The sequence below is a fragment of the Shewanella sp. SG44-6 genome, from assembly GCF_014164185.1.
Lineage (GTDB): Bacteria > Pseudomonadota > Gammaproteobacteria > Enterobacterales > Shewanellaceae > Shewanella > Shewanella vesiculosa.
On the sequence record NZ_JACJER010000067.1, the window covers coordinates 1 to 26931 of the forward strand.

Consider the following 26931-nt stretch of genomic DNA (forward strand, 5'->3'; position numbering starts at 1 on the left):
CCACCCATTACCACTAACTCACAACGATTAGGTTTGTTAAGTAGCTTTAATACCGATTGCGGATCTTGGCGACGACTGACCGCCAAACGTAAATTCTCAGGTTCATCACCGGTTAATTGTTTACTGGTAATACGGATCTCATTTTTACCATCTCGCTTATAAGCACCTAAGCCCGCAATAGCGTAATAGCACACTTTAGTCATCGGCACATAGACCACTCCCATGATAGGTCGGTTATGTTCCACCAAAGCAATAATGACAGAAAAATCACCACTTCCAGCAATAAATTCGCCAGTGCCATCTAATGGATCAACTAACCAATAGCGCTTCCACGTTTCGCGGACACTCAAAGGAATATCAGCGGCTTCTTCACTTAGGATGGGGATATCAGGCGTTAGCTCAGCTAACTTACGACAAATAAGATCGTGGGCAGCTAAATCTGCAGACGTTACAGGGGTATTGTCTGACTTAGTTTCGCGTTTAAAGTTACCTTTGAGATAAATTTCGCGAATCGTTTGCCCAGCTTCCGTTGCAATGTCTATGACTTGCTCGATTACATCTTCTGGCTTCATTACTACTCCAATTGCTGGATTCGATAAGGATGACCTGACAAGGACACCTATAAACAAGGCTATCGCCTACTGTATGTATGGTTATATGCAGAATTAATACACCAAATGAATTGACTCATTAGTTAGCAAAATTCACCCTCAACTATTTTCATCGGTAAGGTTATGCATTGATATATTCAAATATTGCTGAGTTAAAAAAAGTGCGCTCACACTGCGAGACTCTGAAAAGTCGACATTATCGAGTAATAGCTGCCAATCAGATAGTGGCCAAGGGATCACGTCAATCGGTTCAGGTTCATCACCTTCTAAACGACTAGGATACAATTTTTCAGCAACAAAAATATGCATTTTGCTGGAAAAGTAGCCTGGCGCAAGCGATAGCTCTTTTAGATGGGTTAATTGATAACTGCCAAAACCAATTTCTTCTTGAAGCTCACGATTGGCGGCTTCAACTGCCGTTTCACCGGGATCGATCAACCCTTTAGGAAAGCCTAGTTCATAATTATCAGTGCCGGCGGCATATTCGCTAGCTAATAATAAATTACCTTGATGAATAGGCACAATCATCACAGCACCTCTGCTACCCCCTTTCATTCTTTCATATTGACGTTCTACGCCATTAGAAAACTTAAGGTGTACCTGCTCAATTTGAAACAGTCGGCTTTTGGCAACAATTTCGGTATGCAGGATTTCCGGCTTTTTATGCCGCTGTGTCATTGAAGCCTCGTCAAATGATGTCGTTTTCACAAGCTTCAATCTTATACCAAACACAAAAATAATGTGACCTGTTTTTATCGGCAGAAAATATCTTAAACAGCGATAAATGGTGATGATATAAGCTGATAACGACTCAAAACAGAGAGAGAATAACGACATAAAAAATATCCTCTTATCTAAGCATTAGAAATAACATGCTGATAAGAGGATATAAAAACCACTAAAAATTAGAACTGATAGCGAAGATTGAATTGATAGCTCAATATATCGTTAGGTGCCAAAGCGATATAATCCATCCCTAAACCTGCAGACCAGTTGCGAGTAAATTGATAATCTAAATGCATACCTGTGTACCAATCTGTGCCGTCAAACTAATGCACACCCGCAAAGTTTAGCGCTTAAGTTAATCCATACCAACTTAGACCAAGGTTTAGACCTGATGCTGTCTAGCCATGAAAGCGGTTATCCCAAAGAACACCCGCAATTTTGGCAATATGCATTTGATAAATTTAACTTAAATCCATCGCGGTGTTTATTTATTGATGACAGTGAAGTGATTTTAGCTGCATCGAAAAAAGCAGGCGTGGGTTATCAACTCGGAATTAGCAATCCAGACAGCCAGAAACCTCATATTGATTTTAATGACTTTCCTGCGATTACTGATTACCAATTATTATCATCGGCACTTTTATTGCTGTAGCCCGCGATAACATTGAATCATCACCATATAAAAGCAGAGTTCTCTCAAAGTCGGTTTATAAACCAAATGTATAGATGACTTATCATTGATATAAAAAAACGCCTTGATAGTGATATCAAGACGTGAGTTTTTCATTACTCAAAACATTATAAACCAGGCACAACACCTTGATAGTTTATAGGATAATATCCTTGGCTATCTTGTCGGCCCAAGAATGATAACGCTTCACGTAAATCTTTAGGTTGGGCATCTGTCGGTTTAATTTTAGCACTGACTTTAACCAAGTTTGATTCGCCTAAAATAGCGCTCCCAGTTAAGCCTAATACGTTTTGGGTTTCATCTGTGGCTATTTTTAACTGGCCATCAAGACAACTCAATCCTAATGAGATGTTACCCAAAGGGTAAACACCATATTGATTTTTAACGTTGGTGTTATTTAAAAATAATTTACCGCTTAATTGCTCACACCATGGCTTACCTTGCTCTAAGATTTCAACCATTAAGCTTACATCGCCATCAATTTGGGTTTTAAATGGTAAACGAGCGCCTGCGAGTAAAAAACTATCCGGCAGGTCAAAACGAATATTGTTTGCTCTCAGTCCAGAAAATGACCAACTAATACTGCCTTTACCGCTCACTGGCGTAGCACGATTGCCGATTTTAAAATCAATATCAGCTTTACCAACTAATAATCCCCAAGGACTTAATTGCCAACTGACTTGCTCTATCTGGCGCTGGTCGATGGTAACTAAAGACGCTTGCCCTTGCCAAAGACTACCTTCTGCACCACTGATGGCAACATTATTGGGTAACGGAGCAATACTGACTAACCAGTTTGCTGGTAAATAAACCAATAAAAACACTAGGTAAATAATGACGCCAATGACTATTTTTGAAAATAAACTCACAAAGAACCCTTACTGAGAAAGCTGAATACGTCTTACTTTTACAAAGCCAGCAACGTCTGATTCCGTTAAATCAACACTGTCTAACGTTAACCCTTTTTGCTCGACTAAGTCATGTAAGTAACCCAGTAGCGCATCAAATGGTACATCATCCATCCATAGCTGGATCTTATCGCCTTGCGGCTGCATACGCGTGATCTCTAATTTATATAATCCAGCGGTTTGATTAACAATGGAACTTAAACTTCCGCGAACTTTCGCTTGTGCACCCGCTTGTTTCAGACCAGCAATTTTATTGGCCGTTTGTTTTACATAATTTAACGTTTGTTGAGCGGCGCTATTATTGCGCTCTGCTGTTTCTTGGGCATTGGAAATCGGTGTCCAAATGCCCCAATAAAAAATACCGATCACCAGTATTGCGGCACAAAAACCAACCAGCTGTTGCTCTCTAATGGCTAAACTTTGCCACCAACTACGCATATTTTCCATGTTATTTAATCCTTAACGTCAGCGTACTGGTAACGCTTTCTTCGTTACTGTTCATGGCTCCACCTTCGAGGAGGTAGTCTTTCATGACAATCTCTTTAAACTTATCGATTTGAGCATAATTTTTTGCAGTCACTTGCATCCGTAATTCATTACGATTGGCCTCATAACGCAAAGTATTGGGTTTTAATTCTGGCACCTTGCTAAATGCAGGCTTTAATCCATCTAGCATTTCAAAAAATACTGCACCACCGCCTTGGCCTTGCATGCTGCGCAATTCACTGCCCATTTGTGAGCGCATATTAACGATACGATTAACCCCAGGGACAGATTGTTTAAAAAGCATTTCGCTTTGAGCTTCTATCTCAGCGGTATGTTTATTAAGTTGATGAATAGCTAAACCTTTATTCGTCAATGCTAAAACAATCGCCACCACCACCACAATCGCAGTATTTTTCCAGGTTAATAGCTGTTTGCTGTACTCACTCTTAGGTTTATAAATGCCACTTAATAAGTTCATTGGCGCATTTAAGATGCCCTTGGCTAATATCATCATGGGTAAATCTAAAGGCTTGGCTTCAACTGTAACGCCAACAAAATCAATATCATCACTATAACCCGCTACCAAAAGAGGATCTGCATCGGTGTGGTTTAGCATCGTTTGAGCTAATAACTGCGGTAATGCAAATTCAGCCCATGCTTTAGGTACGCTAACACCGCCGCCTTCTGAAGTTCTGATTAAATATTCACTACCAACACTCATTGCTGCCCAACGACATTGATCTAACGGTAATGCTAAACAATCTGGCACGATGCGTTTCACTTTCAAGCCTGCATCATACAACCATTGAAGCCATGTTTGCATTTGCTCATGCGCAACCGCAGCCACATTGAGTAGTTCACCTTCACGAGGGCCCACCACAAAGTGCATGTTATCGACATTAGTCGCTAATGATTCTTCAAGCATGTAAGGCAATGCCTTTAATGCTTGGCGTTGACCTTTTTCGGGTAACATAATTTGTGTCAATGTCATGTTGGCCGCAGGCACAAGTACATCAACAGGACGATTACCCGCGCGATCAGCTAAAGTGCTGAGACTTGCAGCATCAGATAACTCACCAGAAGCGATAATTTCTTGCTCTTGTTCAGACCATACCAGCCATGAACATGGGTGTTCTGATGTTTTTCCTAACCGGATAAATAGCCGTTCAGACACTGTTATTCTCCACCGATCTCAATACGTATTGTTACGCAATGAATTTGTTATTATTGTTGACCACCGTACTGCCTAGTGAGCACATCTAAATCTTTACCATTGCTCTTAAGTACGCTTTCCATTCTAAATATTGCATTATCGACTTTGGCGCCAGCTTTTAATAAAAAATACTTGCTATCGACCACAAAACTCGACTTTACGTTCGCTTCTGATTTGATGCCACTCAGAGACGAACTTTCCCAAAAGTCATCAATTTTTTCATATCCATCAGCTGGGCGATTATTAATAATATTTTCAGCTTCACTGACTGAAATTTGATTTTCTAACATCCCGGCGAGTAAAGCGGCTTGCTCAACTTTAATGGTGTTCACATTCAATAACTGGGTATCTTCGCCCGGTATTGCACACACATAAGGCAAAATGTTCAGATAAACATTTTGGCTAAAGCCCATTACAGCACGTAGCTCACTTCGATGTTGCATCAAGGTATTGGCTGCACGATATGGCACGTTACGCGACTCATATTCGGCATCCTCAGCCCCGTATGGGCCAGATAACGTATCTTCGTCAATATAGTCTTTTAGAGTATACGTCAGCTGCTCTGCACCAAACTCATCGACACCTAAACTGATCAGTAACGATTGGAACTGTTTAGCGGCTACGGTCATTTTGGGCTGACCATTGTCATTCTCTTTTGATGCTTGCCCAACAGCATTAATGTTAAAACATGCCCGCATATCTTGTATTTCACCGACGATTTCACCATATTCAGCCGGAAATGCCACATTCGCTAGCGCCCAGTACTGTTGTAAATGTACTGTACCTTCTGAATCTTCAAAATCTTGCTTGAGCACTTTCATCGCCAACTCTTCGGCAGAAAGCGCATACCAATAGGCCTGATCATATTGGGCTAAATTAAGCGTTCGGCGCATAGAAAGCTGATTACGACTGGTAATATTGGTCGCGATAATCACTACCATAGCCACAATCAACATAACCACGATGAGCGCCACACCACGCTGCTTTTGGCCACCCATTATGAGTTTTTCCCATTATCTATTTTAGGATCAGTTTCGCTATTATTGTCTTCTTTATTATTTGAATCGTTAGGATCGTCTTTATCAGACTTAATCGCTGGTGCACCTTTGGGCAATAAAAATCGACGCTGGATTTTACCTAAACCTTCTAATTCTATTTCCATCGCAATCCCTTTTGGCATTACGCTTCCATCAACTTGTTTCTGCCATTTATCATCAATATAAAATGAATACTCAATTGATAACACATGATCAATGACCACACTTTTTAGTGGCTCTGCACCCGATACGGGTTCAGGATAAGGATAATACCAGCGCTCTAGACGACCATTTTGAACCACATAGGCAACCGACTGTAAACTGCCTCTGGGTAACATGCCATCAGGGTTTAACCAGCCTAAACGGTAAAATACCAATGCTTGGGTTTCTGAGTCGAGAATATTGTCACCAACTTGGAAAAATCGATTGTTACGTTCGCCTTCAAATGATCGCGGTGTACGCGCCACCATTTGGCCCAGATCACGTTCTAGCGCGCCAAAACCTTGCTGTAATGACTTAAGTCGAGTCGCAAACCCTTGGGTCACTTCATCATTTTTCATCACCGCCGACAATACCGAGTTAGCCGCAATCCCCAGCATGGCAAATATCGCAATCGCAATAAGCATTTCCAGTAACGTAAAGCCGCTTGAATGCTTAGGCTTTGTTATGTACATAACTACTCACCTGGGCAACAACACGCTTAAATTTATCATCGTCACTGACGCTAATACGGATCATCCTGAACTTATCATCTGTCGTTTTAATCACTTCTTGACGCCAATACCATTCACGGCCTGCAAGTTCTGACTGACCGGTTTTTTGGCCAATGTCTGGAAAAGTACCTGGTAATCGCACATCAACCATTTGGTTGCTGGCCACCCATTGGGCTAACGTACGCTCTTCTAAAATGGGCATATTCGCCATTTGTTCACCCAAACTTTTGGTGACCGATACTGCTGCAATAGAAAACACTGCTAGGGCAACAATAACTTCAAGTAATGTCATACCACGGTTTCGAGTCGATAAACGCTTATTACTTAGGTTTAGCGGGCGTCGATATGCTGTGAATTTACTCATCTACACGCCCTAATGTTAAGCGGCCTAACGCATCACCAACAACCAGCACATTAACGGGCTGAAGGTCATCATTAACCGTATTAAAACCTAGCTCAAAGGGGGTCATCTCACCGCTGGGAAATAATAAAATTTGCGGTTCAGGGTGTTTCTTTTTTTCTTCTTCGCTCGGTTCATCGATAAAAGGTTCATCAAACCACGACTCATCTTGCTCGTCTTCTTGAACTAATGGCATGCCATCAATAACCACATCTAAGGTAATACCGGCCTCCATTTTTTTAGCCGATAACAGCCGGTCTTGATCAACAGGCATCCATTTGCCTTCTTTGTAGAACACAAACTGATATTGATCTTCGTCAATCACAATCCCAATAAACTGGCCACTTAATACACTTTCATCTAGCACCATCTCGGTGGCAGACATAAAACGTTGCGCCTGTTTTTTGAGCATTTGTTCCGGCCCAGCAACACTAATCGATAAGGTTACCGCTGAGGCAACCAAACCCATTAGCAATGCCACAATTAACACTTCTAATAAAGTGAAACCGGCTTGACGATGTTGAGCCATTTTATTGAAAATCTTGTAAATTCCAGCTTCCGATATCATCTTCAGAACCTGGCTGTCCGTCTGGGCCAGCACTGAAAATATCAATTTTGCCATTTTCACCAGGGCTTAAAAGTAAATAGTCATTGCGCCATGGATCTTGTGGTAAACGCTTAACATAGCCACCTTCGCGGAAATTACGCGGCTCTGGCGACGAGCTAGGCTTTTGCACTAAAGCATCAAGCCCTTGCTCTGTTGTTGGGTAAATACTGTTATCTAACTTGTACATATCCAATGCATTTTCTAGCGCAACAATATCTGACACCGCTTTTTGTTGATCTGCTTTATCTTTGTTCCCCATCAAATTCGGCACAACCATTGACGCTAAAATACCTAAAATAACAATCACCACCATTACTTCGAGTAAGGTGAAACCACGTTGTTTATTATTATGTTGCATTGATTACTTCCTCTAAAAATTGTCTATATATTCATGCGTAAAATCGGTGTTAAGCTTGGTTTACCCAAGCAAGGTCAAGGTTAGTCCTAGCCGCTGATCAAGTTGTTTAACTCTAAAATAGGCTGCAGAATAGCCATTACAATAAATAATACAACCGATGCCATACTCACGACTAGCATGGGTTCAAACACCCCCAAAGCAATGTTGACGTTAGACTCAAACTCTCGGTCTTGGTTATCAGCAGCCCGTTCAAGCATATTCTCTAATTGACCACTTTTTTCCCCTGACGCAATCATGTACAACATCATTGCAGGGAATAGCTTAGTATTAGTCAACGCAGCCCCCAAACTAGTTCCTTCGCGGACTCGCGCCGTCGCCTCATCAACGGCGGCACGCACTTTGACATTCTGTAATACTTCGCTGGCAATACGCATACCATCAAGTAACGGCACTGAGCTTGCTGACAAAATACTTAATGTACGCGCAAAACGTGCGGTATTTAATCCTTTACTGACTTTACCAATAACGGGCATTTGCAATAAGGCGGTGTCGTATTTCATTCGCAGTTGCGGATTAGTCAGCATACGCTGAAACACAATCATACAACCGAAGAGAATCAGTACCACCACCACGCCCCAATGCTGCACAAAATCCGATGCGAGTATTAAAAACTGGGTCGTGCCAGGTAACTCTTGGCCCATATGTTCAAATTGGCCAACAACCTTAGGTACTACAGCCGCCAATAACACGGCTATCACGCCAATGGCGACCACAGTCAATACGATGGGATATATCATGGCTTGTGTTAGCTTTGTTTTGAGCTGTTGACGGCGTTCGGTGTAATCAGCTAAACGATTAAGTACCACTTCTAGATGGCCTGATTTCTCACCGGATGCCACCATTGCACGGTATAAATCATCAAACACATGCGGAAATTCAGCCATTGAGTCAGCTAAGGTGTAACCCTCAACCACTCGAGATCGCACCGCCATAATCATGCTGCCTAAACGATCTTTTTCAGACTGTTGTCCAACCGCTTTTAGTGCTTCTTCAATCGGTAAGCCCGCAGCTACCAGTGTCGCAATTTGGCGCGTGATCAGGGCCAGTTCGGCAACAGATATACGTTTTTTAAACACGTTCGCGAGATTAAACCCACCACGCTGTGAGCGAGCTTCTTTCTCGTTAACCGGCAGAAGTTCCAGTGGCATAAGACGCTGCTCACGCAGCTGGCTTCTTGCATGGCGTGCCGTATCAGCTTCAATCACACCTTTTTGTTGTTTGCCTTTGCTATCAAGGGCTTTGTATTCAAACGCCGCCATTGATTACTCCTCGCGTGTCACTCGCAATACTTCTTCTAGGGTGGTCACACCGGAGAGTACTTTACTCATACCGTCATGGCGGATACTTGGAATCGATTTACGCACATATTTTTCAATGGCTAATTCGCCCCTGCCGCCATGAATTAACTCGCGGACATTGTCATCAACGATAAGTAGCTCATGAATACCGGTTCGACCTCGATAACCATTTTGGCCACAAGCCTTACACCCTTTAGCGCGATAAATAATACGGGTGTCGTTCGCAGTAATACCCAGTAACTCACGTTCACGCTCATCTGGCTCATGTGCTTCTTTACACTGTGGGCATAATGTACGAATTAGACGCTGAGCGAGTACGCCAAGCAAACTAGATGACACTAGAAAGGGTTCTACCCCCATATCTTGCAAACGGGTAATAGCCCCTGATGCGGTATTGGTATGTAAAGTTGAAATCACTAAGTGACCGGTTAATGATGCTTGCACCGCAATTTGCGCGGTTTCTAAATCACGAATTTCACCAATCATCACCACATCGGGATCTTGACGTAAAATTGCGCGTAATCCTCGAGCAAAAGTCATGTCGACCTTAGTATTGACCTGAGTTTGACCAACGCCCTCTAATTCATATTCAATCGGATCTTCAACCGTTAAAATATTAGTATCTTTAGAATTAATTTCCGTTAACCCGGCATACAAGGTAGTACTTTTACCAGAACCGGTAGGCCCTGTAACAAGAATAATTCCGTGAGGTTTACGAATTAGTTCATCGAATTTTTCACGAATGCCTGGTGTCATACCCAGTTGTTGTAAGTCTAAGTTACCGGTATTTTTGTCCAGTAAACGCATTACTACGCGCTCACCATGACTCGATGGCATAGTTGATACCCGCACATCGACAGCACGACCAGCAATACGCAGTGAAATACGTCCATCTTGTGGGAGGCGTTTTTCGGCAATATCTAAGCGCGCCATCACTTTAATCCGCGACACCAACAAAGATGACAACTTACGATTTGGCTTTAATACTTCTTTCAACACACCATCAATACGGAAACGAACAATTAATTGTTTCTCATAGGTTTCGATGTGAATGTCTGAGGCTTCTTCTTTAATGGCTTCAGACAATAACGCATTAATTAATTTAATAATTGGTGCGTCATCATCGCCTTCAAGCAAATCTTCGGTTTGCGGTAATTCTTCGGCCAGAGTGAATAAGTCCATCTCGTTACCGATATCTTCCATAAGCTGTTGAGCTTCAGAGGAGTTAGCTTGATATGCTTGAGTTAATTTAGCCTCAAACTTAGCCACTTCTAGCTTAATCAACGGTAACTCAACACCCGCATAGCGCCGTACTTCTAGCATGGCACTGAGCGGCGTTTTATCAGTATAAAAAAGACAAAGCTGATCGTTATCTTTCGCTAACACTAATTGAAAGCGATGTGAAAAGGCGAACGGCAAACGTTCTTTACTGTTGGAATGAAAAACCCCATCACCTTCGACCACTTCCATGGCAACGTCACTAGATACTTGGGCTAATGGCTCAGTTATCACGCTATCAGTCATTGTTTTGAGCCTTGTCCTTTTGCATGCTTTCATCGATGGTACGTAAAGCGGGATCTGAATCACGCATATCAGTACTCAATCCTTTGCCGCTTTTATAGCGATCAAGCATGTCGTTGACGTCGTCCGGTATATAATTTTCTTGGTTCCACTCATCTAATACAGGTACTTGAGTATTTGGCATTAAGTTAATACCACGCGCTTGTTGTTCCATCTGCAATGCTCTGAAGTAATTATATTTGCGCCCGGCAATACCTTCCATTGTAATGCCATCACGGATAATAGTGGGCTTGATGAAAATCATCAGATTCTTTTTGGTTTTCTTGCTAGAAGAAGACTTAAATAAATGACCAATAAAAGGAATATCACCAAGAATTGGAACTTTTTGAATACTTTCTTGAACTTCTTCGTTAATTAAACCGCCCAAGACGACAATTTGGCCTGAATCTGCCATGACAGTAGTGGTTAAACGGCGTGTAGAGAAACTGATGTCTACGCCAGTGTTACCATTAACACCCGACACTTCTTGTTCGATAGTTAATTTAACCGATGAACCTTCGTTAATTTGCGGTACGACTTTCAGCTTAACCCCCACTTCCTTTCGCTCTACCGTTTGGAAAGGGTTGTCATTATTAGAGCTTGAGGTTGAACCGGTAATAATGGGCACTTCATCACCAACTATAAACGACGCCTCTTGGTTATCGAGCGTAGTAATCGACGGTGTGGCTAATACGTTTGAATTAGTATCACTTGAAACGGCTTGGATTAACGCGGCAAAGTTACCTGTCGTCACGCCCCAGGCCATACCATTGACTTTACCGAGTGCTTGCGCGATCAACGTAAAGTCGCCTTCAGAGGTTGGATTAGTGGTAGTAACTGGATTGCCATTACCATCAATAGTCGTCACGCTAGTGCCATCGGTTTTACGTGCAGCCCAGACCCCAGCACCCACTTCACCAATCGTTGGACCGATATTGTTAAACTGAGTCAGCCCGCCCGCTTCGCTACCCCATTGCACGCCAAAACCAACGTTGTCGCCTTCGGCTATTTCAACAATAATGGCTTCAACGAGCACTTGCGCACGGCGAATATCAAGCTGATTAATCACACTTTCAATAGTACGCAGTTGATCGGGCTCAGCACTAATCACCAAAGAGTTAGTGTCACTGTGGGCCATAATATTGATATCACTACGACGCTTACTTGAGTTGCCTTGGGCACTAGCGCCCTCTTTATTGTCTTGTAAATTTTGTGCAAAACCAGTTAATACTTCAACTAAGTCTTCTGCCTTGGCGTAACGTAAATAACGTACTTTGGTGTTACCGGTACTCGCTTGTTCGGCATCGAGACGCTTAATCAGTTCAATCACACGCTGGCGGCTTTTCTCATCGCCGCTGACAATCACCGCATTCATGCGTTCATCCGCGACCACTTTAGGTGCTTGACCTGGAAGTTGTGATTGATTAGCACTGGAACGATAAAGAGTATCTACAATTCGAACTATCTCACCTGCAGAGGCATAGTCTAATGCCACTACTTGCACATCTGTATCGCCTTGCTTATCGACTCTACGAACAATTTCTACCAGCTTGTTGACTACCGCTGCACGGCCAGAAATCATTAGTACATTTGATTGGTCATAGTTGACGACGTTACCGCCACCAGCATTATCATTTAACTGTCGAAGTAATGGTGCGAGCTGCTTAGCTTCAGAATTGTATAAAGGCACGATACGGGTAACCATTTCATCGCCGACACCTGGAGCTTTGTCATCGGCAACCCGAATAGCAGCCATTTTGGCATCTTTATCTTTAATCACTTTAATGACATGGTTTTCCATTTCAACCACGGCATAACCATACACTTGAAGTACGTTAAGGAAGAATTGGTAATATTGATCATCATTGAGTAAATCGTAACTGCGGACATTGATTTTGCCACGTACGGTTGGATCTACAATAATGGTTTTATTGAGGTTTTTACCGACAATATTAATAAACTCTTGAATGTCAGTGCCCTTAAAATTGGCGGCATATTGTTCCGACCAAGCACTTGGTGCTGCTATCATCGCAGCTCCCATCAGCATTCCAGCAATAATCTTATGTCGGATCCCTTTATTATTCATTCTACTCAATCCTCTAACGCCAAATTATTCTGGCAAACTAAACATGATTTCGACCAACTGCCCTTCACGCTCAACCATGACAGCCATTTCGGTGAGCTCAGGCAATTGTGCCATCACTTCTAATGCCTGACCCATATCGGTCAGATCAAATCCATTTATTGATTTGGCTAAATCATTAGCCTGAAAACCCGCTTGCTTAAACAATGCGACGTCTTTGCCAGGGTTTAAACGGTAACCCGCTAATTCATCACCATTACGTACCGGTGAAATAGCTAAAAAGTCTGTAATTTTACTGGGGTCTGCTAGCAACTCGTCACGAGAATTAGACAGATCTTCAGAAAAACGTTCATTATCGCGACGATCAACTCGAGTGACCTGTTGATCAACTTTAGCTTGTTGTAACTGGGTGTTTGCCGCACCTTGTGTGGTGTATTGAAGCCCATCAAGCATTAAGGTTTCATAACGGCCACTGTTACTGATAATGATCCTGTCAGCATAAACCTCTTTTAAAGAAGCCGAAGTCCCTTTAATTTTATCGCCTAAGCTATACGTTTCTTGTTGACCACTTGATTCAATGACGGCTAAGCCTTGAGCTTCCTCGGTGGATGCAACAACTCCCGTCAATTGAATTGACAAGTTTGTTTTAGGTGCATCTGTTATTTGCTCTACGACTTCAACTTTAGGCTTGTCGTTGTTATTGTCTAAGCGGCCAAAAAGAAATAGGTCACGCACACCGGCAAGCTCAATACGCTTTGCAGTGCCCGCAGAGATGGGGGATGGTTGCCACACCGCAGATTGCGATGATACTGGCATCAACTTCCATGTGATTTGTGCTGCGAGTAGCAACACAATGATCAATCCCAGCCAAAATACAATCATACTCAATCGTTTATGCGGTATTTTTGCTGCGTTGGTGATCAGTTTATCTAATAAATCCATATGTTATTGGACCCTCTATACGCCTTGGTACAGGTCTCTGTTCTAATTGTTAATAAAATTCGTTAAATATATGTGAAGTCGTCATGCTAACTCACACAGGATAAAGCGACAACCCCAGAGCATATCGATTGGCGAATCTCCATCAAATATGCTAACTTTGCGACCATAAAAGAGCCATAATATTGCCCTCTATTACGATAATACACACATTGTATGGCAGTTAGGTTACTCAGTCTGTGAAATCATCCCTGTTTTGGAGGTCATTTGACTCAAACTCAGCCCGAAAAAAGCGTTATTCGGCTCGACAAATGGTTATGGGCGGCACGTTTTTATAAAACCCGCGCTATCGCAAAAGACATGATCAATGGCGGTAAAGTACATTACAACGGCCAACGGACTAAATCCAGTAAGAATGCAGAAGTCGGTGCAAAAATCCGTCTTCGTCAAGGTAATGATGATAAAGAGGTTTTTGTCATCCAATTATCTGGTCATAGACAAAGCGCCAATGTAGCGCAAACCCTATACGAAGAAACACCAGAAAGCATCAGTAAACGGATTATAAACGCTGAAGCAAGACGGTTAAATATATTGAACAATCCGGCCCCAGATCATAAACCGGATAAAAAACAAAGACGACAGATTATGCGCTTTAAAGACTACTAAGCGCCCAAAGAGTAAGAGAATACAAATGAACAACGATATTTTACATCGCTACATTTTTGATAACGTCGATGTGCGTGGCGAAATAGTCCAATTAGAAAATAGCTACCAAGAAGTGCTTTCTGCACATACTTATCCCGTGGCAATAGAGCATCTAATTGGTGAGTTAATGGCGGCAACATCATTACTGACCGCCACCATTAAATTTAATGGCGATATTAGCGTGCAGTTACAAGGCGATGGCCCGGTTTCTTTAGCGGTAATTAATGGTAACAATAAGCAAGTTTTACGTGGTGTTGCCCGTTGGAATGATGATATTGCAGATGATGCGAGCCTGCAGGAAATGTTTGGTAAAGGCTACATGGTGATCACCTTAACACCTGATGAAGGTGAACGTTATCAAGGTATCGTATCACTAGACCATGTCAATCTAGCCGCATGTTTAGAAGAATATTTTAATCAATCAGAGCAATTACCAACTCAAATTCAGTTATTTGCTAACGGCAAACAAGCTGCAGGTATGCTGCTGCAAGTATTGCCATCGAAGTCAGATCAAACGGATGATTTTGAACATTTAGCAGCATTGACCGCTACAATTAAAGCAGAAGAGCTATTCACACTGGATGCTGAACAGGTATTACATCGCTTGTATCATCAAGAAGAAGTACGTTTATTTGACCCTGTTGATGTTACCTTTAAATGTAGCTGTTCATATGAACGCAGTGGCGCTGCTATCAAGACCTTATCACAACATGAAGTTGAGGCCATTTTGGCTGAAGATGGCAAAATCGAAATGGATTGCGAATACTGCACAGCAAAATACGCTTTTGACGCAATAGATATTGCCGCACTATATTCGGGCAGCCATAGCAGTCAGTCAAAACAGTAATTCATACCGTTACAACCTACGTAACCCATTACAAAAAAGCGCGCAATGCGCTTTTTTTGCCTTAAAAATCACTAAAAACCCCCTCAAAACAAAATAACTTTCAAAAATATTACCAAACTGTTCGTTACCAAAACATTAACTTGCGTTACAATCCCTGACATTAGCTTATAGCCTCCGCGCAAAAAATAATATCAAGCTAAGTTTGAACACCTAACCCCAATAGCGATTCACTGCGAAACACGACCTAAAAGACATGGAGATCAACACTATGGCGGATGTATCTAACCGCGTTCACCTTAACCCTACGACAGCACAGCTGGTAGAAATAGCGCTTCTTCGTGGAGAAGGTCAGCTCACCGCGAATGGTGCCTTAGTGGCCAAAACAGGAGAAAGAACAGGTCGCTCGCCTAATGACCGTTTTATTGTCAAAGAGGCAAATACAGAAGCGGATATTGAATGGGGCAAAGTAAACCGTCCATTTGAAGCGGGTAAATTCGATGCATTATGGGGCCGTGTAGAAGCTTACCTTGCAGACAAAGAGTTATTTACGTCTGAACTTGAAGTCGGCGCTGATGATGATCATTATATTCCAGTGCGTGTAACCACTGAATATGCTTGGCATCAGCTGTTTGCTCGTAACTTATTCATCGCGCCAGAAAGCTTTAATCGTGGCAACAAAGACACATGGCAAATTATCAATGCACCTGGGTTTGTGTGTGAACCTGATCGTGATGGCACCCATTCTGACGCGGCGGTTATTCTTAACTTTGCCGAGAGAAAAGTGCTGCTTGCGGGCTTAAAATACGCTGGCGAAATGAAGAAGTCGATGTTCTCAGTACAGAACTTCTTATTACCTGCTAAAGGTGTATTACCAATGCATTGCTCGGCCAATGTTGGCCATGATGGTGATACCACATTATTTTTCGGTTTATCGGGTACAGGTAAGACAACCCTATCCGCTGATCCAAAACGCTTCTTAATTGGTGATGATGAACACGGCTGGGCTCCGGGTGGCGTGTTTAATATCGAAGGTGGTTGTTATGCTAAATGTATCGACCTGAGCCAGAAAAATGAACCAGTGATTTGGGATGCGATTCGTTTTGGAACTGTGTTGGAAAACGTCGTACTGAATGAACAGCGAGTGCCTGACTATAAAGACACTAGCCTGACCGAAAACAGTCGTGCAGCCTATCCTTTAGAGCATATCGCTCAGCGTAAAGAAGATAATCGTGGTGCCGAACCTCATGCCGTTGTGTTTTTAACCTGTGATGTCTCAGGTGTATTACCGCCAGTGTCAGTGTTAAGCAAAGAGCAAGCAGCGTATCACTTCTTATCGGGTTATACCGCAAAAGTGGGCTCAACAGAAATGGGCTCAACATCGGCTATCCAGTCAACGTTCTCAACATGCTTTGGTGCACCATTCTTCCCACGTCCTGCAGGTGTGTATGCCGAGCTGCTAATGAAACGCATTGAGTCATTTGGTAGTCAAGTTTACCTTGTTAACACCGGCTGGACAGGTGGTCCACACGGTGTAGGCAAACGTTTTGATATTCCAACCACTCGCGCCATTGTTGACGCGATTGTAAGTGGTGAATTAAAAGATGTTGCCACAGTGCATATCGATAAACTCAACCTAAATGTACCTGTTAGTGTATCGGGTGTAGATACCGCTTTACTCAACCCAGTTAATACATGGGAAAATAAAGCTGACTATGACAAATACGCACAACAACTAGCACAAGAGTTCAGTGACAACTTTGCTAAATATAAAGTGTCTGAAGCAATCAAAAATGCTGGCCCAAACGTCTAAATAAGCCAGCAAGAATTCGCAATTAACATAATGCGATGTCATGCCTAAAATCCCAACTTCGGTTGGGATTTTTTATCTGTAAAATTACAGCATAAAGCCACTGAAACTGTTGATAGGCAATGCTATGATGTTATTACCGTTATTATGTCAACACCATCACCATTTACAGGGATATTCATGCGCCGCTTTTTGCTTGCAAGTTTAATGGTTAGTCCGTTACTGATTTGTTCTTCTTTCACTCATGCTGATGATGCTGCATCTTCGACGCCCATAGTCGCAACAGAGCACACTGCACATTTTGAAAACGACAATATACTGCCGCCAATTCACCCTTGGTCTGGTGCAAGTGAAACCTTGTTATTAAGTGCAGATCAGCCATGGATCACTCCATTTGAGCAAAACGGTTACGTTTCTAGCCCGAACTATCATGATACGGTGCAATGGTTAAACAAACTCGTCGACAGCAGCGATGTATTACAACTGGTTAGTATCGGCAAAAGTCCCCAAGGCCGAGATATATGGATGATTGTTGCGTCGCAAGATGGAGCATCAACTGCGCAAGCATTGAGTGATAATGGTAAAGCGACCGTGCTAGTGCAAGCGGGCATTCATGCTGGCGAAATTGACGGGAAAGATGCTGGGATGATGTTATTGCGTGATATCAGTCATAACCACAAACGCGAGTTACTTGAAAACGTTAACTTACTGTTTATCCCTATTTTCAGTGTTGATGCTCACGAGCGCAGCAGCAAATTTAACCGCGTTAATCAGCGTGGACCTGTGAACATGGGTTGGCGTACTACGGCTAAAAACCTTAATTTAAACCGTGATTATGCCAAAGCTGATGCACTGGAAATGCAGCACCTTATTCGCACTATTAATATTTGGCAGCCAGATTTATACATAGATGTCCATGTTACCGATGGCATTGACTACCAATATGATGTCACCTTTGGCTACAACCTCGCTCAAGGTTACAGCCCGAGCATTTTTAAATGGCTAGAGACTATTTATCGTCCAGAGGTAGAACAAGCCTTAACAGAACAAGGCCACATACCTGGTCCATTAGTTTTTGCTAACGACAATACCGACATGAGTAAAGGTATATCACTTTGGAACCCTAGCCCACGATTCTCCAATGGCTATGGCGATGCCCGTCATTTACCCACCATTTTAATTGAAAACCATAGCCTTAAGCCCTACAAGCAACGCGTACTTGGCACCTATGTCATGCTTGAACAAACCCTTAAAACAGTGGCCCAAAATAGCACTAAGCTAAAATCTGCCATCAATGAAGATAAATACCGAAATCCAAGCAAGTTAACACTAAGCTGGGAAAACCAAACATTAGCACAAGGGCGAGACTTTAAAGGTATTGATTACCGTATTGAGCAAAGCCCAATCAGTGGCGACAAAGTAGTACGCTGGACAGGTGAACCTAAGTTATATAAAAACTTACCGCTTGTGGCTAATACCAAACCGATTGTGACAGTGACGCGTCCTGTGGCGTATTATATTCCACCACAGTGGGCTGATGTGATTGATCGTCTCGCTTTACACGGCATCAGAATGACGCGTCTTAATCAAGTCACCACAGTAACCGCACAGCAATATCAATTCAACGAGCCCATGTTTTCTAGTGCTGATTACGAAGGCCATCAAACAGTCACCGCCAACACGACCATTCACAAAGTTACTACTGATCTTCCTGCTGGTACTGTGCGTATTCTAACCGACCAGCCTTTGGGTGATTTAGCCATGCTGCTGCTCGAGCCACAAGCCGAGGATTCACTTTTTTACTGGGGATTTTTTAATCCTATTTTCACCCGCACCGAATACATTGAAGATTATGCGGTTGAACCTTTAGCGGCAAAAATGTTACAAGAGAATCCCGGCCTACAAGCTGAATTCAATCTCGCACTAAAGAACCCTGATTTTGCCAAAGACAGTGAAGCAAGACTCCGTTGGTTTTATGAACGCAGCCCATATTATGATAACCAATACATGAAATATCCTGTGTTAAGGGTATCTAAGTAATCTGCTCGTCACTCTACAAGCATGTTATCGCTGGTAGAGTGACGCCCTAGTCGCTGATGCTGTTCAATTAACACTAACTTTTGCTGGCGAGACAGTTTTTTAATCGCACTTTCGCGTTTTGATGCCTCACTTCGATCCGCTAAGGATTCTTGGTAAACCAGGGTTAACGGGCCTTTACCTTTTAAATATTTAGCCGCTTTTGGACTGCCTGTTTGATGCTCAGCAAAGCGGCGCGCAATGTCCGTGGTAATACCTGTATATAAATGTGAATTTGCACAGCGAATAATGTACAAGTACCAACCAGCATTGGCGTTATTTTTCGGCATAAAATTTAAAACCTTAAGTGTGATCATAAAACGCTTGTGCCATCATGGCATACTAAGCCCCATGAAAATGCAAACACCTATTTTTTCAGCCAAAATACGCTATCTCGTATTTTAGCATTTCATTAAGGAAGTTCTGATGTCTAGTAATCAAGACCCTTGCGCTCAACCAACATTGCTGCATCCCGATCAAGCGATTGAGCAACTTTTAGCTCAAGTTGAAGCAACTCAAGATACCGAAATGGTAACATTAACCCAAGCTATCGACAGGGTTCTTGCCGAAGATCTGTCCTCAAGTATTGATTTACCCCCTTTTGATAACTCTTCTATGGACGGTTATGCATTTCGGTTTGCAGACTTAACGACATCACAAGATAAAACAACTTTCACATTAGTGGGTAGCTCTTTTGCAGGCCACCCATTCAGTGGCAAAGTGCTACCTAATAGTTGTATCCGCATTATGACCGGTGCTCCTATTCCCCCAGGTTTTGATACCGTACAAATGCAAGAAAAAACTCAAGCAAACCAAAACCAGATTAGTATTGAACATCCACATCGCTTAGGCGCCAATGTGCGCTGTCGCGGTGAAGAACTGCTGGCTGGTACAAAAGTATTACACCGTGGTGTCATTATCCGCGCGGCAGAAATGGGGGTACTCGCCACCATTGGTATCAGCCAAGTAAGGGTGACACGCAAATTAAAAGTGGCCTTCTTTTCCACTGGCGATGAACTACGCCCGGTGGGAAGCGAATTGGCGCCAGGACAGATTTATGATTCTAACCGCTATTCAATCCAAGGCTTACTGAGTAAAAGTAATGTTGAATGGATTGATTTGGGCGTAATAGCCGACAATAAAGAAGCGATTCGCGGAGCATTTAAAGAAGCGGCTAGCCAAGCGGATATGGTGCTCACATCAGGCGGTGTCTCTGTTGGTGACGCTGATTTTACTAAACAAATCTTATCTGAAGAAGGAAAAATCACCTTTTGGAAACTGGCCATTAAACCAGGAAAACCATTTGCTTTCGGTAAAATAGATAATGCTATTTTCTGTGGTTTACCCGGTAACCCGGTCTCTTCGATGGTGACTTTTTATAAGCTCGTATTACCTATTTTGAAAAAGATGCAGGGACTCAAACCGGTTACGCCTTTATTTTGCCAAGCCAAGTTACTGACGGATATACGTAAACATCCTGGCAGAGTCGAATACCAACGCGGCATACTCAGTCGCAATGAAGCGGGCGAGCTTGAAGTGGCCATCACAGGTGGCCAAGGATCGGGTATGCTGACATCAATGAGCTTAGCTAATTGCTTTGTAATATTAGATCAATTCCAAGGCGACACATCTAAGGGTGTCCAAGTGACTGTAGAGCCTTTTAATAACGTGTTGTGTTAGGAATATTATGGACTCACTTGAGCAAGAAATACTGACCGACACTGAAATGCTGCGTTATAGCCGGCAGATTTCGATTAAAGCTATCGATATAGATGGCCAAGAAAAACTTAAACTTGCCAAGGTGTTAATTATTGGCGCTGGCGGTTTAGGTTGTGCTGCAAGCCAATATCTTGCTGTGGCGGGGGTTGGTGAAATCACCTTAGTTGATTTTGATACGGTGGAGCTTTCAAATCTACAACGCCAAGTATTACACCATGACGCCAATATTGGTCAGCCGAAAGTGGCGTCTGCCAAACAGGCATTGATGCAGCTAAACCCATTGATTACTCTCAATACCATTAATGCGCAATTAGATGATAATGAGATAAATGCCTCGGTAAGCCAGCACAGCTTAATTCTTGACTGCACCGACAACATGCTTGTTCGAGAACAGCTCAACAAAAGTTGTTTTGAGCACAAAGTCCCCTTAGTATCTGCTGCTGCAATCAGAATGGAAGGCACGGTAACCGTCTTTGACTACCGAGAAGATAGCCCGTGTTATCAGTGTTTTAGCGCTTTATTTGGCGAGCAGCAATTAACCTGCGTCGAAGCGGGTATTCTTGCTCCAGTGGTTGGCATGATAGGCTGCATTCAAGCAACTGAAGCGATAAAAGTCATCACAGGTATCGGTCAAGCGTTAACTGGGAAGTTGCTAATGATAGATGCCATGACCATGGAATTTAGACAAATGCGCTTGCCTAAACAACCCCAGTGTAAAATCTGTGGTGTACATGCGTAAGTGAAACGACATCGCGAGTTCATGATACAGATGCTACTGGATAGTATCTGTATCACTTGATTCACTGTCAGCTAAACCTACTGTTGGCGCGGCTATCAATTGCGCTTGCATAAGCTTTTCGCGATCGGCTTTGGCAATATAAGGAGATTTATTGGCTGCATGGAGTTTAGCATTGGCCTTCTTGGCTTTAGCTTTCAGGGTTTGATTAATTTTCTTTTTACGATTCATGTTGGTCACTTAATAGCATTTCTACCAAGCAATTATAATCTTAAAATGATTGAAACCCTATCGATTCCAACTTATCAGCGACTCAGCGGCATCATATACTAGCCTTTACTCTTGTAATACTACCCACAAAGCATGAATAAGCCCGGGGACAAAAAAGAAAATACATAATAGGATATTAATTAATAAATCCTTGCCCATACCTTTTTTGAGCAATACCGCCACAGGTGGAAGCAAAATCGCAATAATCACTAGTAATAATTTATTAGTATCCATTTTCGTTGCCTTATTTAAATTGATTAATTTAGCTATAACTATTATAAAAAGAGTATACGATACAAGTTGTTAACTAGAATAATTATCCTATTATTTTGTTTGTATATTGATATTGCATCATGGAACCGTCTTCTTCCCGATAGTAATGAGTCATATGGAAAATAGCCAGAGTATTGTTTTTGTACAATTTTTCAGCTTAATTGCGCTTAGCTGTGCAATAGCTTGGACATTGCTTGCCACTCTATTACGCATAGCACCCAAAGCCAGTTGGTGCTTCGCTGCGGCTAACACTTTCACTGTTATCGGCATTTTACTTTACACTCAACGCACTGAAGCAATTAACTATTTATACTGGTTTGTTGCTGACATGACAATACTCTTGGGATTTGCTCTGGTGCGTTGGGGCTGCCAATACTTATTTAAACAAGCTTTATCCTACCGTTTTGATCTAATATTGCTGACAACTGCGGCACTATTAATGCTGTTAGTACCTCCCTCAGTGATCTATGCCGTTTACTTAGTCATTGTGATGAGCATGACTGCAGCTATCTTCATTTCCCTCAGTGGTATTGATAATTTTCGGGCAGTAAAAAAACACTTACCGCTTTATTATGCCGCCTTACTTAACGTGCCCTTTTTTACTATTGGTTTATTATTTATCATCCGAGCAATTGTTTTGTTATTTTCTCCACAACAACTTGCGCATATTTCTGCCGCCGACAAACTTAACTCACCCTTAGTATTATGGAGCTATATCATACTGTTATTATTAACTAATCTAGTATTATTTGGTAATGCTCTGGCTCGATTAGTGTTCAAAGTGGCGCGGTTAGCTAACAAGGATCAATTAACCGGCTTATGGAATAGGCATGCATTACTGGACAAACTCAAGCAGGTTGATGCCTTGTGGTTACGAAATGATTTAGCTTATAGCTTAATGGTACTCGACTTAGACCATTTCAAACGTATCAATGATACATATGGACATTTAGCCGGTGATAAAGTGCTCAAGCACACAGCTGAAACGTTACAAAACACACTGCGTAAAATCGATTTTATTTGTCGTTATGGTGGTGAGGAGTTTCTCATCATACTGCCGTTAACTGATAAAAAAGAGGCTCAAATTGTGGCCGAAAAGATACAACAAAAAATCAAAGAAAGCGTCATCGTGTGGCAAAAAAAACACATCAGCACCACCCTCAGTATTGGTTATGCGACCTGTAAAACTCACCTCAGTATTGAACAACTATTACAGCTAGCTGATGATGCTATGTATCTCGCAAAAAGTAGGGGGCGTAATACGATTTGTTCGCTTGACTCGATAGAGCAAGCCAGTGAAATAATCTCCACAACCCGGCAATAGTCAGTACGAGCCCTTTTGCAGATTTAGTTCACACTAGCGCAGGCGCATGAAATGGCTTTACGATGTCAGCAAGAACTTGCAGAACTGGTAATTGATACTGGTGAAGAGAGGCTTAGTATAACGGCAAGCATTGGTTGCGCTATTGTCCCCCCAAAAACCCCATTAAGCACATTTTAGCTCAAGCCGACAAAGCCATGTATGATGCAAAAAAAGCCGGCCGCAACTGTATTGCAACAGCAGGTTAGATAAACCTCAACTTGGGTAATAGAAATGCACCGATATTCTTATTAATAGAAAAAACTATCACTTACTTGGCCAAGACAAATCACTCGGCGATTGCCACTGATTACCAATAAGTTGTTGGCATTGAGGCAATAGAAAGTGTTCTCCGAATGATGGCACATGTTGGAAAACATAAGTCTTATCTAGATAACTAAAATGCAAACTGTACGCATGCAAATAGCACCTATCACTGAGCTCATTACCATAAAGTTGATCGCCTAAAATAGGCACGCCAATACTGGCTAAAGCCACTCGTAATTGATGAGTTTTACCACTGAGCGGTTTGAGCAAGTACAGCCGTATTCCTTGGGCAATGCTCTGACTAAAAAACTGTGTAACTGCGGGGTTATCAGTGGTTCGCAGTAATTTATACATGCTGCGACGCGACTTAGCCATATCGCCAATAATCCAACCTTGCTTCTTTTTAGGCTTACCACAGGCAATGGCTAAATAATATTTTTGTACTTGATGCTGAGTAAACATCTGAGTGAATACATTGGCCGCTTGTGGCGATTTAGCCACAATCAATAAACCAGATGTAGGCGTATCGAGGCGATGAACCGGATAAAGCTTATAGCCTAAATCAGCCTCAGCCTGAGCAATCACTCCAGCAGTGCCATCTTGGCTGTGAAAATGGACATTGGCAGACTTACTGATAATAATAAAATCTGTTTGATCACTGAGCAGTTGATACATAAATTATCCAACCAGGATTAAATGCCGAGTGCACTATTATTTAAAGTGAATACTCACCAGCAAACCCGGATTATTATCGTGTAGTGAAATGGTCGCTTTATGGCGCGATAGAATGGCCTTCACCATCGACAAACCTAACCCAGTGCCTTTGTAATGACGACTAGGGTCTAAACGGACTAAGCGATCAAATACTCGCTCTTTATCTTCGTCAATAATACCCGGGCCATTGTCGCTAATTTGAATATGCTTCCCCTGTTGGATAATGCTAATTGTTGCACCGTCTGGGGAATACTTGATCGCGTTATCAACCAGATTAAACAAGGCTTGGAACAGCAAATACTTGTCGCCATTAACCTGAATATCATCTTCTAAGCTGATTTTCAGCACTTGGTCGCGACTCTCGGCAATCACTTCCGCCATTTCGAATAAATCTTGACAGATTTGCTGCAAACTCACAGGCTGTAAATCTAGCATTTGCTGGCCTTCTTCGATGCGAGTTAACGATAACATGGCATCAAATGTTCCCAAGCAGTGATCTAACTCTTCGAGTAACTCGGCGGTGGCATCAGCAAGTTCAGCGGTAGGTTTTTGCGATAATAGCTCAATCCCGATACGTAAGTGTGACAACGGGGTTCGTAAATCATGGGCAATATTATCGGTTACACCCCGAACCGCACGCAAGTTTTGCTCTAATGTGTCGAGCACCAAATTAAATTGCCGCGCAAGCATATCAAACTCATCTTGGCTTTCACTTACCGGCAAGCGCGTCTCATAGTGTCCAGCTTCAATTTGTTCACTTAAGCGGTTGTATTCGACCAGTCGTCTAAGAATGGCTTTTGAGAATATATACCCTAATGCCAGTGTCAGTCCTAAGGTAAATGCCACCGCCCAGAAAGCAGCATTAATGAATTTCTCAATTAGTGCCGCTAACTGATCAGTTCGCGTCGCAATAAGGACTGGACCATAACGGGTAATAACTAGGCCACCGGTGAGAATATGCAGCTTATCTGGACCGCCGGTAAAAATAGGGAAATCTCTGGTTTCAGGCAGTTGCGGCATGTTTTCAGGTAAAAAAGTCAGTGCGCCGACCATATCAACGCTGTTGCGCCAGGCAATCAAGGCTGTTTTGGGATCGGCAGCACGAATTTGAGCAGCAAAACTACGGCGATTGACTGTTAAAGCCAACTGCTGATAACGTTGCATTTCTGCAGCAAGATGTTTATCTACCTGATTTTGTTGCTCAATCACTAGCTGTCGATAGAGACTAAGCACCAACATAACAATCAATATTGTTACTAATGTAGAGAAGATCAGCGTGATCCGCCACGCACTACTTTGGTAAGGCTTAATGCCTTTTGCAAAGGCGATATCCAGCCCCTCTTACGGTTTCAATTAGCTCACCATGCCCAAGCTCTTCAAACTTGCGACGTAACTTGGCAATGTGCACATCAATCACGTTAGTACGAGGATCAAAATGGTAATCCCATACTGCTTCAAATAGTAATGTGCGGCTAATGACTTGATTAGGATGCTCCATTAGATATTTAAGTAATTGGAATTCTTTGGGTTGTAGCATTAACTCGCTGTCATCAAGGGTAACTTTACGGGTTAATAACTCCATTTTTAGACTACCCACTTCAATATCAGTGGCAGCAGGTTCAACCACATTACGTTGAGCAAGTTTTTCCGCACGCACTAATAGCTCTGCAAACGCAAATGGCTTAGTCATGTAGTCATCACCACCGGCACGTAAACCTTTTACGCGTTCATCAACATGGCTCAAGGCCGATAGAATAAGTACCGGTGTCTTGTTGCCACTGGTACGCAGAGCTGATAATAACGTTAAGCCATCTAACTTAGGCAACATACGGTCGAGGATCAATAAATCATATTGATTATGTTTGGCTAACGTCAGACCTTCCTGACCATCCGTCGCACTGTCGACTTGATATTTCTGAGCAGTAAATCCATCAGCTACATACTTTAATGTAGTAGCATCATCTTCAACCAGTAAAATACGCATAGTCATAGAGTCTTTAATCCCATTTGAGCAGAGGTAGAGGACGTAGAGTTTCAATATCGAAAGCAATGGTACTTCTACTATCTTGATTGAGTAATTTTAATTCGAGATAACTAATTGATAAATCGTGGTCCAATTCTGCCTTTGTTAAATATCCTTGCTGATTTTCTATCGCAAGAGTCACTAATTCTGAAAACTTCATATGTTTAGCTTCGAGCATTTTAGCAGCATTAACTTGACCAGTATCATCACTTGCGTAGGCAGACGATTTTTCAGTTAATAATATACCGTCTAAGGCACGATATTCGTATTTATTGATTCGGTGGGTTTCTACGTTAACCATAGAAATTTTATATACCAGCAAGCCTTCCTCAACGTCAACATCAAAGTCACAAATTGTACCTTGATCTTGTTGTTCTAATTGCTCCATGACAGAAATGGGCTTTAAAAAGTTACCATTTATCAATAAGGAATGCATAGATGGGG

General features: G+C 42.3%; 28 protein-coding genes and 1 pseudogene. 8 read left to right on the top strand and 21 right to left on the bottom strand.

The window, feature by feature from the left end:
* Together H5185_RS13055 and nudE are read right to left on the bottom strand one after the other, a co-directional pair.
* The coding region (locus H5185_RS13055; RefSeq protein ID WP_182742321.1) for a 3'(2'),5'-bisphosphate nucleotidase CysQ at positions 1 to 572 on the bottom strand (572 nt) is incomplete at its 3' end.
* Between the two features lie 138 nt (positions 573 to 710).
* Positions 711 to 1289 carry an ADP compounds hydrolase NudE gene (gene nudE / locus H5185_RS13060; protein WP_124017787.1) on the bottom strand — a complete coding sequence of 193 codons (579 nt, stop codon included), beginning with the start codon at positions 1287 to 1289 and terminating at the stop codon, positions 711 to 713.
* Between the two features lie 370 nt (positions 1290 to 1659).
* On the opposite strand from nudE, the pseudogene H5185_RS13065 reads away from it, so the two are divergent.
* Positions 1660 to 1989, top strand: a pseudogene (locus tag H5185_RS13065) (HAD-IA family hydrolase); the annotation flags it as partial.
* A gap of 146 nt (positions 1990 to 2135) precedes the next feature.
* Here H5185_RS13065 and H5185_RS13070 read toward each other — a convergent pair.
* The 12 genes from H5185_RS13070 to gspC form a co-directional block, all read right to left on the bottom strand.
* Complete coding sequence (locus H5185_RS13070) at positions 2136 to 2897, bottom strand: type II secretion system protein N (protein ID WP_182742322.1); 762 nt, start codon at positions 2895 to 2897, stop codon at positions 2136 to 2138.
* A gap of 9 nt (positions 2898 to 2906) precedes the next feature.
* Positions 2907 to 3383 carry a type II secretion system protein M gene (locus H5185_RS13075; protein WP_182742323.1) on the bottom strand — a complete coding sequence of 159 codons (477 nt, stop codon included), beginning with the start codon at positions 3381 to 3383 and terminating at the stop codon, positions 2907 to 2909.
* Between the two features lies 1 nt (position 3384).
* Positions 3385 to 4596, bottom strand: coding sequence for a type II secretion system protein GspL (gene gspL, locus H5185_RS13080; RefSeq protein WP_182742324.1), 1212 nt, complete (start codon positions 4594 to 4596; stop codon positions 3385 to 3387).
* A 50-nt stretch (positions 4597 to 4646) separates the two neighbouring features.
* Complete coding sequence (gene gspK / locus H5185_RS13085) at positions 4647 to 5633, bottom strand: type II secretion system minor pseudopilin GspK (RefSeq protein WP_182742325.1); 987 nt, start codon at positions 5631 to 5633, stop codon at positions 4647 to 4649.
* The gene (gspJ, locus tag H5185_RS13090) at positions 5633 to 6346 is read right to left on the bottom strand and encodes a type II secretion system minor pseudopilin GspJ (protein ID WP_182742326.1); all 714 of its coding nucleotides are present in this window, start codon (positions 6344 to 6346) and stop codon (positions 5633 to 5635) included. The genes gspK and gspJ overlap by 1 nt, the downstream gene beginning before the upstream one ends.
* Positions 6327 to 6749, bottom strand: a complete 423-nt coding sequence (gspI, locus tag H5185_RS13095) for a type II secretion system minor pseudopilin GspI (RefSeq protein WP_259395340.1) — start codon at positions 6747 to 6749, stop codon at positions 6327 to 6329. Before gspI ends, gspJ begins: the two co-directional genes overlap by 20 nt.
* Entirely contained in the window at positions 6742 to 7314 is a 573-nt protein-coding gene (gspH, locus tag H5185_RS13100) for a type II secretion system minor pseudopilin GspH (RefSeq protein ID WP_124017722.1), read from the bottom strand. Before gspH ends, gspI begins: the two co-directional genes overlap by 8 nt.
* Before the next feature lies 1 nt (position 7315).
* Positions 7316 to 7750, bottom strand: a complete 435-nt coding sequence (gene gspG, locus H5185_RS13105; RefSeq protein ID WP_124017723.1) for a type II secretion system major pseudopilin GspG — start codon at positions 7748 to 7750, stop codon at positions 7316 to 7318.
* Positions 7751 to 7836: 86 nt separating this feature from the next.
* On the bottom strand, positions 7837 to 9069 hold the full coding sequence (gspF, locus tag H5185_RS13110; protein ID WP_182742327.1) for a type II secretion system inner membrane protein GspF: 1233 nt from the start codon (positions 9067 to 9069) through the stop codon (positions 7837 to 7839).
* A 3-nt stretch (positions 9070 to 9072) separates the two neighbouring features.
* Entirely contained in the window at positions 9073 to 10632 is a 1560-nt protein-coding gene (gene gspE, locus H5185_RS13115; RefSeq protein WP_124017725.1) for a type II secretion system ATPase GspE, read from the bottom strand.
* Positions 10625 to 12754: a type II secretion system secretin GspD gene (gspD, locus tag H5185_RS13120; protein WP_182742328.1), complete on the bottom strand. Its 2130-nt coding sequence runs from the start codon at positions 12752 to 12754 to the stop codon at positions 10625 to 10627. The genes gspE and gspD overlap by 8 nt, the downstream gene beginning before the upstream one ends.
* Before the next feature lie 24 nt (positions 12755 to 12778).
* On the bottom strand, positions 12779 to 13693 hold the full coding sequence (gspC, locus tag H5185_RS13125) for a type II secretion system protein GspC (protein WP_124017727.1): 915 nt from the start codon (positions 13691 to 13693) through the stop codon (positions 12779 to 12781).
* A gap of 264 nt (positions 13694 to 13957) precedes the next feature.
* Here gspC and hslR point away from each other — a divergent pair, with 264 nt between their 5' ends.
* The 4 genes from hslR (at position 13958) to H5185_RS13145 (ending at position 19089) form a co-directional block, all read left to right on the top strand.
* Positions 13958 to 14356 carry a ribosome-associated heat shock protein Hsp15 gene (gene hslR / locus H5185_RS13130; RefSeq protein ID WP_124017728.1) on the top strand — a complete coding sequence of 133 codons (399 nt, stop codon included), beginning with the start codon at positions 13958 to 13960 and terminating at the stop codon, positions 14354 to 14356.
* A gap of 25 nt (positions 14357 to 14381) precedes the next feature.
* Positions 14382 to 15242 (top strand): Hsp33 family molecular chaperone HslO, encoded by an 861-nt coding sequence (gene hslO, locus H5185_RS13135; protein WP_124017729.1) that lies wholly within the window; start codon positions 14382 to 14384, stop codon positions 15240 to 15242.
* 253 nt (positions 15243 to 15495) lie between these two features.
* Entirely contained in the window at positions 15496 to 17052 is a 1557-nt protein-coding gene (locus H5185_RS13140; protein ID WP_124017730.1) for a phosphoenolpyruvate carboxykinase, read from the top strand.
* A gap of 177 nt (positions 17053 to 17229) precedes the next feature.
* Positions 17230 to 19089, top strand: coding sequence for a M14 family metallopeptidase (locus H5185_RS13145; protein ID WP_182742329.1), 1860 nt, complete (start codon positions 17230 to 17232; stop codon positions 19087 to 19089).
* A gap of 8 nt (positions 19090 to 19097) precedes the next feature.
* Here H5185_RS13145 and H5185_RS13150 read toward each other — a convergent pair whose 3' ends face one another.
* Positions 19098 to 19415, bottom strand: a complete 318-nt coding sequence (locus H5185_RS13150) for a GIY-YIG nuclease family protein (protein ID WP_259396219.1) — start codon at positions 19413 to 19415, stop codon at positions 19098 to 19100.
* Between the two features lie 136 nt (positions 19416 to 19551).
* On the opposite strand from H5185_RS13150, the gene glp reads away from it, so the two are divergent.
* Together glp and moeB are read left to right on the top strand one after the other, a co-directional pair.
* On the top strand, positions 19552 to 20805 hold the full coding sequence (gene glp / locus H5185_RS13155; RefSeq protein ID WP_182742331.1) for a gephyrin-like molybdotransferase Glp: 1254 nt from the start codon (positions 19552 to 19554) through the stop codon (positions 20803 to 20805).
* A gap of 7 nt (positions 20806 to 20812) precedes the next feature.
* Positions 20813 to 21583: a molybdopterin-synthase adenylyltransferase MoeB gene (gene moeB / locus H5185_RS13160; protein WP_182698729.1), complete on the top strand. Its 771-nt coding sequence runs from the start codon at positions 20813 to 20815 to the stop codon at positions 21581 to 21583.
* Between the two features lie 33 nt (positions 21584 to 21616).
* On the opposite strand, the gene H5185_RS13165 is transcribed toward moeB, so the two are convergent.
* Together H5185_RS13165 and H5185_RS13170 are read right to left on the bottom strand one after the other, a co-directional pair.
* Positions 21617 to 21811 carry a DUF2986 domain-containing protein gene (locus tag H5185_RS13165; protein ID WP_182742332.1) on the bottom strand — a complete coding sequence of 65 codons (195 nt, stop codon included), beginning with the start codon at positions 21809 to 21811 and terminating at the stop codon, positions 21617 to 21619.
* Positions 21812 to 21916: 105 nt separating this feature from the next.
* The gene (locus H5185_RS13170; protein ID WP_124017736.1) at positions 21917 to 22084 is read right to left on the bottom strand and encodes a YqaE/Pmp3 family membrane protein; all 168 of its coding nucleotides are present in this window, start codon (positions 22082 to 22084) and stop codon (positions 21917 to 21919) included.
* Between the two features lie 154 nt (positions 22085 to 22238).
* Here H5185_RS13170 and H5185_RS13175 point away from each other — a divergent pair, with 154 nt between their 5' ends.
* Complete coding sequence (locus H5185_RS13175) at positions 22239 to 23447, top strand: GGDEF domain-containing protein (protein ID WP_182742333.1); 1209 nt, start codon at positions 22239 to 22241, stop codon at positions 23445 to 23447.
* 303 nt (positions 23448 to 23750) lie between these two features.
* On the opposite strand, the gene H5185_RS13180 is transcribed toward H5185_RS13175, so the two are convergent.
* The 4 genes from H5185_RS13180 to H5185_RS13195 form a co-directional block, all read right to left on the bottom strand.
* Positions 23751 to 24425, bottom strand: a complete 675-nt coding sequence (locus H5185_RS13180) for a TIGR01621 family pseudouridine synthase (protein WP_182742334.1) — start codon at positions 24423 to 24425, stop codon at positions 23751 to 23753.
* A 36-nt stretch (positions 24426 to 24461) separates the two neighbouring features.
* Positions 24462 to 25703: a HAMP domain-containing sensor histidine kinase gene (locus H5185_RS13185; RefSeq protein ID WP_182698724.1), complete on the bottom strand. Its 1242-nt coding sequence runs from the start codon at positions 25701 to 25703 to the stop codon at positions 24462 to 24464.
* Positions 25704 to 25770: 67 nt separating this feature from the next.
* Positions 25771 to 26448: a response regulator transcription factor gene (locus H5185_RS13190; protein WP_182698745.1), complete on the bottom strand. Its 678-nt coding sequence runs from the start codon at positions 26446 to 26448 to the stop codon at positions 25771 to 25773.
* Between the two features lie 13 nt (positions 26449 to 26461).
* The coding region (locus H5185_RS13195) for a hypothetical protein (protein WP_182742335.1) at positions 26462 to 26931 on the bottom strand (470 nt) is incomplete at its 5' end.

Coding starts and splice junctions, on each gene's coding strand:
- nudE (WP_124017787.1), bottom strand. CDS start 1,289: ATGACACAGCGGCATAAAAAGCCGGAAATCCTGCATACCGAAATTGTT.
- H5185_RS13075 (WP_182742323.1), bottom strand. CDS start 3,383: ATGGAAAATATGCGTAGTTGGTGGCAAAGTTTAGCCATTAGAGAGCAA.
- gspK (WP_182742325.1), bottom strand. CDS start 5,633: ATGGGTGGCCAAAAGCAGCGTGGTGTGGCGCTCATCGTGGTTATGTTG.
- gspJ (WP_182742326.1), bottom strand. CDS start 6,346: ATGTACATAACAAAGCCTAAGCATTCAAGCGGCTTTACGTTACTGGAA.
- gspI (WP_259395340.1), bottom strand. CDS start 6,749: ATGAGTAAATTCACAGCATATCGACGCCCGCTAAACCTAAGTAATAAG.
- gspH (WP_124017722.1), bottom strand. CDS start 7,314: ATGGCTCAACATCGTCAAGCCGGTTTCACTTTATTAGAAGTGTTAATT.
- gspG (WP_124017723.1), bottom strand. CDS start 7,750: ATGCAACATAATAATAAACAACGTGGTTTCACCTTACTCGAAGTAATG.
- gspF (WP_182742327.1), bottom strand. CDS start 9,069: ATGGCGGCGTTTGAATACAAAGCCCTTGATAGCAAAGGCAAACAACAA.
- gspE (WP_124017725.1), bottom strand. CDS start 10,632: ATGACTGATAGCGTGATAACTGAGCCATTAGCCCAAGTATCTAGTGAC.
- gspD (WP_182742328.1), bottom strand. CDS start 12,754: ATGAATAATAAAGGGATCCGACATAAGATTATTGCTGGAATGCTGATG.
- gspC (WP_124017727.1), bottom strand. CDS start 13,693: ATGGATTTATTAGATAAACTGATCACCAACGCAGCAAAAATACCGCAT.
- hslO (WP_124017729.1), top strand. CDS start 14,382: ATGAACAACGATATTTTACATCGCTACATTTTTGATAACGTCGATGTG.
- H5185_RS13140 (WP_124017730.1), top strand. CDS start 15,496: ATGGAGATCAACACTATGGCGGATGTATCTAACCGCGTTCACCTTAAC.
- H5185_RS13145 (WP_182742329.1), top strand. CDS start 17,230: ATGCGCCGCTTTTTGCTTGCAAGTTTAATGGTTAGTCCGTTACTGATT.
- H5185_RS13150 (WP_259396219.1), bottom strand. CDS start 19,415: ATGCCGAAAAATAACGCCAATGCTGGTTGGTACTTGTACATTATTCGC.
- glp (WP_182742331.1), top strand. CDS start 19,552: ATGTCTAGTAATCAAGACCCTTGCGCTCAACCAACATTGCTGCATCCC.
- moeB (WP_182698729.1), top strand. CDS start 20,813: ATGGACTCACTTGAGCAAGAAATACTGACCGACACTGAAATGCTGCGT.
- H5185_RS13165 (WP_182742332.1), bottom strand. CDS start 21,811: ATGAATCGTAAAAAGAAAATTAATCAAACCCTGAAAGCTAAAGCCAAG.
- H5185_RS13170 (WP_124017736.1), bottom strand. CDS start 22,084: ATGGATACTAATAAATTATTACTAGTGATTATTGCGATTTTGCTTCCA.
- H5185_RS13175 (WP_182742333.1), top strand. CDS start 22,239: ATGGAAAATAGCCAGAGTATTGTTTTTGTACAATTTTTCAGCTTAATT.
- H5185_RS13180 (WP_182742334.1), bottom strand. CDS start 24,425: ATGTATCAACTGCTCAGTGATCAAACAGATTTTATTATTATCAGTAAG.
- H5185_RS13185 (WP_182698724.1), bottom strand. CDS start 25,703: ATGTTGGTGCTTAGTCTCTATCGACAGCTAGTGATTGAGCAACAAAAT.
- H5185_RS13190 (WP_182698745.1), bottom strand. CDS start 26,448: ATGCGTATTTTACTGGTTGAAGATGATGCTACTACATTAAAGTATGTA.